The organism is Kaistella sp. CFF1-2, from assembly GCF_059509915.1.
This window is the reverse complement of record NZ_JCAKLF010000001.1, coordinates 495,003-506,641: the sequence shown is the minus strand read 5'-3', so window position 1 is coordinate 506,641 and position 11,639 is coordinate 495,003. Positions and strand designations below refer to the sequence as shown.

General features: G+C 35.2%; 15 protein-coding genes and 1 tRNA gene. 14 read left to right on the top strand and 2 right to left on the bottom strand.

Annotated elements, in window-relative coordinates:
- Positions 1 to 56: 56 nt before the first annotated feature.
- From argB to AC5XHR_RS02325, 5 genes are all read left to right on the top strand, one after another.
- Complete coding sequence (gene argB, locus AC5XHR_RS02345; RefSeq protein ID WP_495949170.1) at positions 57 to 848, top strand: acetylglutamate kinase; 792 nt, start codon at positions 57 to 59, stop codon at positions 846 to 848.
- Positions 848 to 1,906: a M20 family metallo-hydrolase gene (locus tag AC5XHR_RS02340; protein WP_495949169.1), complete on the top strand. Its 1,059-nt coding sequence runs from the start codon at positions 848 to 850 to the stop codon at positions 1,904 to 1,906. The genes argB and AC5XHR_RS02340 overlap by 1 nt, the downstream gene beginning before the upstream one ends.
- Before the next feature lie 213 nt (positions 1,907 to 2,119).
- Positions 2,120 to 3,433 carry an argininosuccinate lyase gene (gene argH / locus AC5XHR_RS02335; RefSeq protein ID WP_495949168.1) on the top strand — a complete coding sequence of 438 codons (1,314 nt, stop codon included), beginning with the start codon at positions 2,120 to 2,122 and terminating at the stop codon, positions 3,431 to 3,433.
- Between the two features lie 62 nt (positions 3,434 to 3,495).
- Positions 3,496 to 3,957, top strand: a complete 462-nt coding sequence (locus tag AC5XHR_RS02330) for an Lrp/AsnC family transcriptional regulator (RefSeq protein ID WP_495949167.1) — start codon at positions 3,496 to 3,498, stop codon at positions 3,955 to 3,957.
- A gap of 3 nt (positions 3,958 to 3,960) precedes the next feature.
- A complete protein-coding gene (locus tag AC5XHR_RS02325; RefSeq protein ID WP_495949166.1) occupies positions 3,961 to 4,323 on the top strand; it encodes a cupin domain-containing protein in 363 nt (120 codons plus the stop codon).
- A gap of 85 nt (positions 4,324 to 4,408) precedes the next feature.
- Here the strand turns inward: AC5XHR_RS02325 and AC5XHR_RS02320 are convergent, their stop codons facing one another.
- Positions 4,409 to 5,041, bottom strand: coding sequence for an HAD family hydrolase (locus AC5XHR_RS02320; RefSeq protein WP_495949165.1), 633 nt, complete (start codon positions 5,039 to 5,041; stop codon positions 4,409 to 4,411).
- Positions 5,042 to 5,071: 30 nt separating this feature from the next.
- Entirely contained in the window at positions 5,072 to 5,503 is a 432-nt protein-coding gene (locus AC5XHR_RS02315) for a type I restriction enzyme HsdR N-terminal domain-containing protein (RefSeq protein WP_495949164.1), read from the bottom strand.
- 5 nt (positions 5,504 to 5,508) lie between these two features.
- Between AC5XHR_RS02315 and holA the strand changes: the two genes are divergently transcribed.
- The 9 genes from holA (at position 5,509) to AC5XHR_RS02270 (ending at position 11,631) form a co-directional block, all read left to right on the top strand.
- Positions 5,509 to 6,540, top strand: coding sequence for a DNA polymerase III subunit delta (holA, locus tag AC5XHR_RS02310; RefSeq protein WP_495949163.1), 1,032 nt, complete (start codon positions 5,509 to 5,511; stop codon positions 6,538 to 6,540).
- 137 nt (positions 6,541 to 6,677) lie between these two features.
- Positions 6,678 to 7,619 (top strand): thioredoxin-disulfide reductase, encoded by a 942-nt coding sequence (gene trxB / locus AC5XHR_RS02305; protein ID WP_495949162.1) that lies wholly within the window; start codon positions 6,678 to 6,680, stop codon positions 7,617 to 7,619.
- Between the two features lie 55 nt (positions 7,620 to 7,674).
- Complete coding sequence (gene crcB, locus AC5XHR_RS02300; protein WP_495949161.1) at positions 7,675 to 8,040, top strand: fluoride efflux transporter CrcB; 366 nt, start codon at positions 7,675 to 7,677, stop codon at positions 8,038 to 8,040.
- A gap of 112 nt (positions 8,041 to 8,152) precedes the next feature.
- A tRNA-Ser gene (locus tag AC5XHR_RS02295) sits at positions 8,153 to 8,240 on the top strand.
- A gap of 177 nt (positions 8,241 to 8,417) precedes the next feature.
- Complete coding sequence (locus AC5XHR_RS02290) at positions 8,418 to 9,338, top strand: GLPGLI family protein (protein WP_495949160.1); 921 nt, start codon at positions 8,418 to 8,420, stop codon at positions 9,336 to 9,338.
- A gap of 65 nt (positions 9,339 to 9,403) precedes the next feature.
- Positions 9,404 to 9,733, top strand: a complete 330-nt coding sequence (locus AC5XHR_RS02285) for an ArsR/SmtB family transcription factor (protein WP_495949159.1) — start codon at positions 9,404 to 9,406, stop codon at positions 9,731 to 9,733.
- 68 nt (positions 9,734 to 9,801) lie between these two features.
- Complete coding sequence (locus AC5XHR_RS02280; protein WP_495949158.1) at positions 9,802 to 10,266, top strand: DUF6428 family protein; 465 nt, start codon at positions 9,802 to 9,804, stop codon at positions 10,264 to 10,266.
- 165 nt (positions 10,267 to 10,431) lie between these two features.
- A complete protein-coding gene (locus tag AC5XHR_RS02275; RefSeq protein WP_495949157.1) occupies positions 10,432 to 10,806 on the top strand; it encodes a DUF3703 domain-containing protein in 375 nt (124 codons plus the stop codon).
- A 105-nt stretch (positions 10,807 to 10,911) separates the two neighbouring features.
- The gene (locus AC5XHR_RS02270; RefSeq protein ID WP_495949156.1) at positions 10,912 to 11,631 is read left to right on the top strand and encodes a type 1 glutamine amidotransferase domain-containing protein; all 720 of its coding nucleotides are present in this window, start codon (positions 10,912 to 10,914) and stop codon (positions 11,629 to 11,631) included.
- Positions 11,632 to 11,639: the final 8 nt, after the last annotated feature.

Here is an 11,639-nt window from a genome sequence, read left to right as displayed (position 1 = left end):
GATTTGTAAAATAGGAAAGGAGTAGGAAAAGTTTTCAGTTCAATAAAAAAATGAAAATGATGAAAGATGTTTATATCATCAAAATTGGTGGCGACACGCTGAATAACGAAGCTGGCTTGCAAAAATGTATTGCAGCTTGTGCTGAGAGTGGTAAAAATCTGATTTTGATTCACGGTGGTGGCAAAAAAGTGACAGAACTGGCTTCGAAATTGGAAATTCCACAGCAAATGATTGAAGGAAGACGTATTACGTCGCCTGAAACAATGGATTTATGCACCATGATCTATGCCGGTTTAATCAATAAAAATCTGGTGGCTTCCTTTTATAAAAATGGTAAAAAAGCTGCGGGACTTTCTGGTGCCGATTTTAATTGCATTCTTTCCACCAAACGAAATCATCCAACTATCAACTACGGAATGGTGGGCGATGTAGAACATGTTGATGCGGGAATTTTAGGCGATTTTGTATCTAAAAACGTGATTCCCGTTTTATGTTCAGTGACCTTGAGTAAGGAAGGCGAATTGCTAAATACCAACGCCGACACGATTGCTTCGGAAGTGGCAAAAGCGATGTCCAAAGAATACCAAGTTCATTTGATATATTGTTTTGAAAAAAATGGCGTGTTAACGGATATTACTGATGATGAATCGGTTTTGAAATCCATTTCACAAAAGGAATTCAACCAAATGAAAGAAACGAAACAAATTGCAGATGGTATGATTCCGAAATTGCAATCGGCTTATAAAGTTTTATTTCACGGCGTAGAAGAAGTTCGCATCATGAATAGCGCTCATTTAGAGTCGTATTTCAATGCAGAACAACCCGGAACTCAAATTATATTGCACTAATGGAAGGTTTAATTCAGGAAGCAAAAGAATTACTCATCGCCTTGGTGAAAACGCCTTCTTTCAGTAAGGAAGAACACGATACGGCTCGTATTTTTGAATCGTATTTTGACAAAAATTCAATTCCATTTTTCCGAAGTGGAAATAATCTATGGGCGAAGAATCTTCATTTTGATGAAAACTTGCCAACGATTTTGTTCAATTCACATCACGACACCGTAAAACCGAATAAATCCTATACGATTGATCCGTTTTCGGCTTTGGAAAAGGATGGGAAATTATTTGGTTTGGGTAGTAATGATGCGGGTGCTTCGCTAGTTGGTTTGTTCGCAACATTTCGACATTATTACGATAAAAAATTAAAATACAATATTATTTTCTCGGCAACTGCAGAGGAAGAAATTTCAGGTTTAAATGGCGTAAAATCCATCCTTCCTGAATTGGGTGAAATTAATTTTGCCATTGTAGGCGAACCAACAAAAATGGATTTAGCCATCGCTGAAAAAGGCTTGGTGGTGTTGAATTGCACGGCAAAAGGAACGGCTTCGCATGCGGCGCATCAAAACGATGATAATCCAATTTATAAAGCGGCAAAAGATATTCAAACCATTCAGGATTACGAATTCGAAAAGGTTTCAGACGTTTTGGGAAAAGTGAAAGCGACGGTAACCATTATCAATGCGGGTTCGCAACATAATGTGGTTCCTGATCATTGCGATTTTACGATTGATGTTCGCACCAACGAACATTATTCGAATCAAGAAATTGTGGATGTGGTTTCTAGCCTTTTGGAGTCGGAAGTGCAACCTCGTTCGTTGAATTTGAATTCGTCCAAAATTCCATTAGATCATCCTTTCGTTTTAGCAGCAAAAGCTGATGGTTGCGAATTATACGGCTCGCCAACAGTTTCAGACCAAGCGATGATGCCTTTTGATTCGGTGAAAATGGGAATTGGAGATTCATTGAGATCGCACACCGCAGATGAATTTATTTATTGGAAGGAATTGGAAGAAGGAATTCCGAAATACATTCGAATTTTAAAACCTTTATTGGTTGATTAAGTGTTATTAATTTTAATAAGTTGTTTATCTGATAGACGTCAGTTCGAGTGAAATTACGGATGTAGTTTTGTATCGAGAACAACCTTTTTTGAAGATAAATTTCTATTCTCGATACGATTTTTCTACATTTCATTTTGAAAAATCACTCGAACTGACGAATTTCACTTCAAGTAGAACAACAAGTTTATTTTATATTTAGTTTAGAAAAAACGTATGGAATTTAAAAAGCTTTGGGCAAAAGATAATGCCAATAAAAATTTTCAAAAAATCATCGGGAAATTCACGGTAGGAAAGGATCGTGAATTCGATACGATGCTAGCGAAATTCGATGTTATTGGGAATAAAGCGCATGTCGCAATGCTGAATAAAATTGGATTTATCACCGATGAAGAAAATGAAGCCATCCAAAAAGAACTGGATGCGATGTTTATCTTAGCAAAAGATGATTTGTTGGAGATTGACGATGATGTTGAAGATATTCACAGCCAAATTGAGATTAATTTAACGCAAAAATTGGGAGATGCGGGTAAGAAAATCCATACCGGAAGATCAAGAAACGACCAAGTTTTATTGGATATTAAATTATATCTACGTTCTGAAATCGAAGAAATCGCGTCGTTAACCAAGAATTTATTTGATAAATTCATGACGTTGGCGAAAGAAAATCAGCATATTTTAATGCCGGGTTATACGCACTATCAAATTGCAATGCCTTCGTCTTTTGGATTGTGGTTTTCCGCTTTTGCAGAGTCACTTTCTGAAGATTTAGAATTGTTGGCAACGGCGTATTCATCTGCAAGTAAAAATCCTTTGGGAAGCGGGGCTGGATATGGATCTTCCTTTCCTTTAGATCGAGATTTTACGACTAAGCAACTTGGCTTTAAAGGCCTAAATGTCAATTCCATTTACGCGCAATCGACACGTGGGAAGTCAGAGAAGTTTTTGGCTTTTGCATTGGCTTCTATCGCAGCAACTATTGGGAAAATGGCAAATGATATTTGCTTGTATTCCAATCAGAATTACGGCTTTTTTACGTTCCCCGCAGAATTAACAACGGGGAGCAGCATTATGCCGCACAAAAAAAATCCGGACGTATTTGAATTGATTCGAGGGAAATCGTCACGTATTCAAGCGACTCCAAATGAATTAACTCTTTTGCTGAATAACCTGTCAACAGGCTATAATCGTGAATACCAATTAACTAAGGAGATTTTGTTTCCAGCGATTTCAGATTTAAAAGCCTCTTTAGAAATTTTTGAATTTATGATTGGTCATATTCAAATCAACGAATCGATTTTAGATGATAAAAAATACGATTATCTATTTTCTGTTGAGAAAATCAATGAGTTAATGCTTTCTGGAATGGGATTCCGAGATGCGTATCGTGAAGTAGGAAATAGTATCGAAAATGGAACTTACGAATACGAGCGTAAAAATCTAAATCATACCCATAAAGGAGGTATTGGGAATTTAGCTTTGGAAGATATTAAAGCTGCATTTGATAAAGTTTTTAATAATTTTTCCTAAAAACATCCAATAAAATAATAAGATTCTTATATTTGGTAAAATTACTTAATATAAGAACGTATATGAAACCATTAGACGGAATCGATTTACAGATACTAAATATCCTTCAAGATGATAATTTTATTGCAGTAAAGGATATTGCAGAGAAGGTAGGACTTTCTTTTACACCCACTTATGAACGAATAAAATCGTTAAAACAGCGAGGCGTAATCTTAAAGAATGTGGCTATTGTAGATCGGGAAGCGGTAGGTTTTGGTATTATGGCGTATTGTAATATCGTATTGAAAGAACAATCGCAACAGAATCTTCAAGAATTTGAGGATAAAATATGTAGTGAAACTCAGGTTTTAGAAGTTATTAGTATGTCTGGAACCTACGATTATATGATAAAAGTAATCGCGAAAGATATTAACGACTACAATAGTTTTATGACGAAAGTAGTAGCGAATATCCCTAATATCGGGCAATATCATAGTGCTATTGTTTTATCCGTTGTAAAAGATGAAACCAAAATCACGTTATAATTTATGGCCAAATTTCGAGTTCAAAAATCACCTTTTTTAGTTCCAACCACTGATGGAAAGACTATTTTAGAACATTGGGGGAATTCCACAGGGAATCCTGATGTGTCGGTTGCGTATATGAAAGCGCCATCTGGATGGTCTGAGCCTCATCAAACGCCCCAATTTGACGAATTCACGATTGTAATAAAAGGAAGTAAGCTTTTTGAAATTGATGGTGAAAAAATAACGTTGAATGCAGGTGAAAGTATTTTAATTGAAAAAGGAGCTCGAGTTCGTTATAGCAATCCATTTGAGGATGTTTGTGAATATCTTGCTATTTGTCTTCCTGCATTTTCAATGGATCTGGTGAATCGAGAAGCAGAATAATTTTTGAATTTGAAGGAGATTTTAATCTGAAATCTCAATACAGTATATAAAGTTTCGGCGAGCCAAAGGCTCGCCGAAATTAGTTTTAAAAAAGCACTCCCAATTTCCTCAGCTCTTCATCTAGTTTTGTTTCATTGGTGACGTGAACGGTTTTAAAACCTAATTCGCCAGCGACTCGAATATTCTCGGCGTTATCATCAATAAAAACCGATTCTTCAGCTTGAATTTGATAACGATCGATTAGGATGTGCCAGATTTTCGGATCTGGTTTAACTAATTTTTCATCGCCCGAAACCACAATTTTCCCATTAAATAATTGGAAGAAATCATAATTTTCCAAAGCGTAAGGAAATGTTTCTTGAGACCAATTGGTTAAACCAAATAATTCATAATTGGTATTGGAAAGATTACGTAAAACATTTACATTTTCAGGAATGTCAGAACGTAACATAACCGGCCAATTGTCATAATACGCACGGATTTCTTTCTCCCATTCCGGATGTTGAGCAACTAAAATATCCGTTCCTTTTTGCAAAGGTCTTCCTCGGTCTTGCTCAATATTCCACGAAGATTGGGCAATGTTTTCAAGGAAATACTCCATTTTTTCATCATCATTAAAATACGATTTAAAGAAGTAGCGCGGATCCCAATCCATTACGACTCCTCCAAAATCAAAAATAATATTCTTAATAGTTCCCGATATGTTTTCTTGCTTCATTGTGTTGTCTATTTTCTGATTATTCTTAACTTATAATTGGGGAACAAACCGATATTCATTGTCTTCAAAAACGGCAAAAATATGCTGTAAACCATTGGTTAATACAATTTTTTCGGCACCGATAACTGAATTGTACCGAGCGGTTTGTTCAAAGGTTTTTTCGTTTAATTTGATGTGTGGAGCTTTGCATTCAACCAAAATTTTGGGAAGCGTTTTCTCAGTGACCAACAAATCAATACGTTTGGTAAGTCCGTTTAATTCTAACTTTTTTTCGGTAATAAGAGCCGATGTTGCATAGCCTTTATTTTGCAAGAAATAGCAAATCCAGTGCTGGCGAACCCATTCTTCTGGCGTGAGCAGAAGCCAAGATTTCCGCACTTGGTCATAAATAAAAAACTTATCTTTGTCTTTCTTGAATTGAAAATCAAAAACATCAGCAAAATTCAGCTTCGGCAATTGCATTAGGCATGAAAGAATTAGAATTACTCCTCAAAAATATCAAAAATAAAGATATTCTTCCGCTTTATTTTCTTCACGGACCCGAATCGTATTATATCGATCAGGTTGTCAATAAGATCGAAGATGAATTTTTGGAAGAGGATGAAAAGGCTTTTAACCAAACCGTTGTGTACGGGAAAGATACCACGTATCAGGAGATTTTGGCTCTGGCAAGACAGTTTCCGATGATGGGAGATAAAATGGTGATTATTGTTAAAGAAGCTCAAGATTTAAAGCTTAACGAAGAAGAAGCTAATTTGCTGATGGCGTATGCTGAAAGTCCAGTTCCCAGTACGGTTTTAGTTTTTGCGCATAAGAACAAAAAGCTTGATGGGAAGAAGAGAAAGCTGACTGCCGCTTTAAAAAACTATTTGTTTCATTCGGATACGGTTCGGGATTATGAAATTCCGAAGGTCATTCGAGATGAAATTCAACGTTTAAAAATCAAAACGACACCTGCAATTCCGGATTTATTAACAGAATATTTAGGAACCGATTTGTCTCGAATTTTTAACGAACTTGCTAAACTTCAAATGATTTTGAAAGAAGGCGAGGTTCTGGATGAAAGTTTGGTTGAACGCTATATCGGAATTTCTAAAGAATACAATACGTTTGAATTAACCAAAGCTTTGGGCATGAAAGACTACGCAAAGTCTTTTAAAATCGTGAACGGAATGGGGAAAAATGAAAAGCAAAATCCACTTACGTTGATTCTTGGATCTGTGTTTTCGTATTTCTCCAAAGTAGTTATTTATCATACGCTAGCCGATAAATCGCCGAATAGTGTAGGTTCAGCGCTTGGAATTAGTCCGTTTTTCGAAAAAGAATATAAAATGGCAGCGTCCAAATATCCTTTAAAGCAAGCTACGAGAGCGATTAGTATTTTGCGTGAAATTGATATGAAGTCGAAAGGTTTGGGAGCGTCGAGTTCAGCAGGAGACCTAATGAAAGAAATGGTGTATAAATTAATTCATTTAGACAAAACAAAAGTAAAAGTTTAAGTTTTACAGACGATAGAATAGCAAATACAAAATTTTATTCATCCCAATTGATAAAATTCATTGCTAATATGAGAGTCAACCCAATTTTTTTGTCGAATTTTGAAGCATTAAAAATAAAAATAGATCAGAGATAGAATATGGAAAAAACTGTTTTAGATTGCGTGATTGTCGGTTCTGGACCGTCTGGATTTACTGCTGCTATTTATGCAGCTAGAGCTGATTTGAAACCAGAATTGTACACAGGACTTGAGCCTGGAGGTCAGTTGACAACCACAACAGAAGTGGATAATTTCCCAGGATATCCTTCAGGAATTACGGGGCCACAAATGATGATGGATTTGCAAAAACAAGCAGAGCGTTTTGAAACGAAAGTTCATTACGAATTGATCACAAAAGCAGAGTTTTCTAAAGAAGTAGGTGGTGTTCATAAATTATGGGCAGGAACGAAGGAAATCGAAGCACGTTCGGTGATTATTTCTACAGGAGCAACGGCGAAATATCTTGGTTTAGATGATGAGAAAAAGTATGCTGGAGGAGGGGTTTCCGCATGTGCAACGTGTGATGGTTTCTTTTACAAAGGAAAAGACGTTATTGTTGTTGGAGGTGGTGATACAGCCGCTGAAGAGGCAACGTATCTTGCTAAATTATGTAAAAAAGTAACCTTATTGGTTCGTAAAGGAGAATTCCGAGCTTCTAAAGCGATGGTTCATCGTGTTCTTAATACACCAAACATTGAAGTGAAGTTTTTCCACGAATTGGTAGGTATTGAAGGTGAAAACGCAATGGTAGAACGTGCAAAAGTGATTAACAATCAGACTCAAGAGACATATACGATTGATGTTCATGGGATTTTTATCGCAATTGGACATAAACCAAACACAGATTTATTTGTGAATCAAATCAATTTAGACGAAACGGGATATATTCTTACAGAAAAAGGGACTACGAAAACCAATCTTCCAGGCGTTTTTGCGGCTGGAGATGTTCAAGATAGTATCTACAGACAGGCTATTACAGCTGCTGGAAGTGGTTGTATGGCAGCAATGGATGCAGAAAAATATCTTGCTGAATTAGAATAAGAAAATTTTTATAAATTCGTAAACGCACTTTTCATAAGTGCGTTTTTTTATTACTATGAAGCAGCTTTTATTTGTTTTTCTGGGTGGTGGTGGTGGAAGTGTTTTACGTTTCTTGGTTTCAAAGTACGCCAATAAATGGTTGATGTTAGGAGGTTTTCCGATAGGTACGTTGCTTGTTAATCTACTAGGTTGCTTTGCAATTGGTTATTTTACTGCCTATTTTCTAAAAAACGAATCTGACATTAAGTTCTTACTCATCGCAGGATTTTGTGGAGGTTTTACCACATTTTCTACTTTTTCTTTAGAAAACCTGACCTTATGGAATCAAGGCGCGTATGGAATTCTGTTTTCTTACATTTTATTGAGTGTTCTACTAGGGTTTTTCGCTGTTTTAGTCGGTCATCAAATGGTTAAAGTATAAATTTTCCTTTTGATAGTGAGGAATTTAAAATATTTTTGAAAAATTTATTTGCACAGAATAGAAAACCTTTCTATATTTGCACCACTGAAAACGACGATACAAGGCGTTTTTTGGAGAAATGGCAGAGTGGTCGATTGCGGCAGTCTTGAAAACTGTTGACTGTAACAGGTCCGGGGGTTCGAATCCCTCTTTCTCCGCCACTAAAAGTCCTAAACATTTACGTTTAGGACTTTTTTGTTGGTACTCTATTTTCACTATTTACACATTTCTTGAATTTCTTTTCGTTTTTTTTAAAATTTTTTAAAGATGATATTCATGAGATATTTATCTTTATTAAATGAGTTTATTAAAAAAAATGACAAAGAAGATCGTGTTTTATGAAAATAATTTATTTAATTCTATTTCTTTCCTATTCTGCATATGCCCAAACCAACCTATTTATTTATGATTTAAAGGCTAAATCTAAACCTGTAAGAACAATGCTTGTTTTTTCACTTTTAATGATATTTTGTTCGTCTTTTGGACAAGAGAAAACGGAATTTTTATACGAAGTAACCGTCAAAAAAGGAATAAGTAGCTTCTCAACGCAATTTGCGTTACTATTTTCTGATGATGAGGTAGCTTTCATTAGTGAAAATGTTATGAAAACAGACTCGATGAGGAGTACGGGAGAGAATGCGACAATGAGTGATCCTTTGAATCTCACTACGGTTTATTCTAGAAATAGAAAAAGTAGTACAACCTATTTTCCTTTGGAAAGGTATTGTTATAAAATCGTTTCGAACGAAATACCAGTTTGGGAAATTCTTCCTGATACAAACAAGGTGAAAAATTATACAGTTCAGAAAGCAATAACAACTTTTGGTGGAAGAAAATGGACGGCTTGGTTTACAAATGAAATTCCGATTATGGAAGGTCCGTACAAATTTAGAGGTCTTCCCGGATTAATTGTTGAAATTGAAGATGAAAAAAGACATTTTGTTTTTTCCCTTACTGAAGTGAAAGACAAGAAAAATGAGGTTCTGAATTTAGAAACCTTTATTGATAAAAATCAAGTAAAGAAGCCAATACTGATTTCTCAACAAAAGTATAATGAACTTTTACTGCAGGAATATACGAATCCATATGCAGAATTTTTTAATGCACCAGAAGGCTCTTGGCGTATCGTTACCGAAGGTGGACGAAAAGTAGACACCCGAAAAGATTTAATGGGAATGGTGAAAGACGCCCAAAGAGTTATTCGAGAATCGTATAACCCAATTGAATTAGATAAAGCAGTTCAGTATCCAGTAAAATAATATGATTTCTCTTGGTCATAAGTAAATTATTATCGTAATATTGCGATATAATAATTATTTAATAAATGGGGACCACAAAATCAGAGATGTTTTCGGAGGAACAAAACAAAATTGCGACAGTTTTCAAAGTGCTTGGGCATCCTGCAAGGATTGCAATTTTGCAGCATATTGTCAATCAGAAAGCATGCATTTGTAATGATTTGGTTGATGAATTGGGGTTAGCTCAAGCAACAATTTCTCAACATTTAAAAGAATTAAAATCTATCGGAATTATCCACGGAAATATCGACGGAAAATCTGTTTGTTACTGCATCGACACGGAAAATTGGAAAAATATTCAAAAAGAATTGGAAACATTTTTTAAGCGAGATCCAAAAGTAAATCAATGCTGTTAAAAGCATTTTTTTTTAAATTCATCGTAATATTACGATTATAAATAAACTAAATCTTAAATAAAATCAATATGAAACTATCACAAATCAAAGAAATCCTAGCAACATTAGACAATGTTGAATTTCAATTAGAAAACGGAACCATGGTTCCTGAGCACTTTCACGTAACGGAAATCGGACAAATTACGAAACATTTTATCGATTGCGGGGGAACAATCAGACACGAAAAAGTGATAAACTTCCAATTATGGAACGCTAACGATTTTGATCATCGCCTAAAACCAACCAAATTGCTGAACATTATTCAACTGTCGGAAGAAAAATTAGGTATTGAAGATTCCGAAATTGAAGTAGAATTTCAAGCGGAAACCATTGGGAAGTACGATTTGGATTTCGACGGAAAAATTTTCATTCTCAAGAATAAGCAAACGGCATGCTTGGCTTCAGACGCTTGCGGAATTCCTCCTGAAAAGCAAAAAATCAAAATTGGAGAATCTCAAGCAGCTTGTTGTGCACCAAATTCGGGCTGTTGTTAAGTGTTAAATTTCAATGCAATGTGTCCTAAACATTTAGAAACCGTCCGATCCTTTCTTGATTTATGCTATCTACCGAAAAAAAAGGATGTAAAATAGCCTTTTTTGAAAGTTATCATTCTTATTTTGCTGGTTATGGTTGTAAAAAATACATTTAATTACACGATTATGAAACTATACACAAAGATGCCAGCTTCCTTGAAACCATTTTATTTGGAAGAGCTAAAACAATATAAAAACAGGCACGAAGATGATGACTTACAAAAGGCGTGGCACCATTCGGAAAGGGCTCATATTTTAGGTCAGCGCTTTCCTTTTACACATAATTCTGTTCATTGGAAGATGTTGGTTTTTGGTTTCAAAATCAAAAGTCTAAAGGAAGTTGTTGGCCGAATTCCTCGACTGGTTTTTGGTGGTGTTAAATCGTTTGTGGGCATCGTTCCCATTGGAAATCCTGATGGTGCTAACGTTCCACCGATGAAGTCATTTCCAATTCCTGAAGATTTAGATTTAATTTTTGAAAAAGCTCAAATTAAAAACTAAATTTTCATCTATTCTTTCTACCGAGATTCTGTTACTTATTTCATAAATCCAGTTACTAATTAGCATCAATTTTGTTGGAAATTTGTATCAACAAAAAACAACACAATGTCACTAGTTAAAATATTAATAGTCGTAACCAACGTCAATATCTATGCAAGCGGAAATCATCCTACAGGCTTGTGGTTAAGCGAACTTACACATATTTACGACACAGCTATACAAAACGGTTTTGATATTAGCATTGCGAGCCCTAATGGTGGTGAAGTTCCTATTGATCCTGAAAGTTTAAAGACATTTACTTTAGATAAATTATCCAAAAAGTATTGGACTGATCCTAATTTTAAAGACATTTTAAAGAATTCTAAAAGCTTAGAATCAATTAAAAATCAAAACTTTGACGTAATTTATTTGGCAGGTGGACACGGGACAATGTATGATTTTCCTGATAATATAGAGCTACAAAATATAATCTCAAAACAATATGAAAACAATAAAATTGTTGCTGCTATTTGCCATGGAGTCGGTGGCTTGCTAAACGTAAAATTATCTGATGGTAGCTATTTAATTAAAAGTAAAAATTTGACTGGCTACGACTGGTTTGAAGAAGGTTTGGCTCGCCGAAAAAAAGAAGTTCCTTTTAATTTAGAAGCAGCTTTGAAAGAACGTGGTGCAAACTATGAAAACGCTTTTATCCCAATGACTTCAAAAGTTGTGGTGGATGGGAATTTGATTACGGGGCAAAATCCTTTTAGCTCAAAAGAAATGGCGAAAGTGGTGATTAAAGAGCTTGAAATGAAGCAGAAAAATCAAAATCTTAATTTATAAACTCAGAA